Source organism: Variovorax sp. VRV01, from assembly GCF_014852545.1.
In the GTDB taxonomy this organism is placed as follows: Bacteria; Pseudomonadota; Gammaproteobacteria; order Burkholderiales; family Burkholderiaceae_C; genus Variovorax; species Variovorax beijingensis_A.
The window spans coordinates 1-261 of sequence record NZ_JACVBS010000092.1 but is presented as its reverse complement, the minus strand read 5'-3'; the positions used below and the strand labels follow the sequence as shown (position 1 = coordinate 261).

Genomic DNA, 261 nt, shown 5'->3' with positions numbered 1-261 from the left:
GCTACAAGGAACTGCTCGCGCGCGTGAGCCAGTTCGCCAACGCCCTGAAGGCCGCCGGCATCGAGAAGGGCGACCGCGTCATCATCTACATGCCCATGACCATCGAGGGCGTGGTCGCCATGCAGGCGTGCGCCCGCATCGGCGCCACCCACAGCGTCGTGTTCGGCGGCTTCTCCGCCAAGGCCCTGCAGGAGCGCATCATCGACGCCGGCGCCGTGGCCGTCATCACCGCCAACTACCAGCTGCGCGGCGGCAAGGAAC

1 protein-coding gene is annotated in these 261 nt (G+C 68.6%); it reads left to right on the top strand.

The annotated features are described in order from the left end of the window. Nucleotides 1–261 (top strand): AMP-binding protein (locus IB278_RS33710; protein WP_192328902.1); only part of this gene is annotated, 261 nt, incomplete at both ends.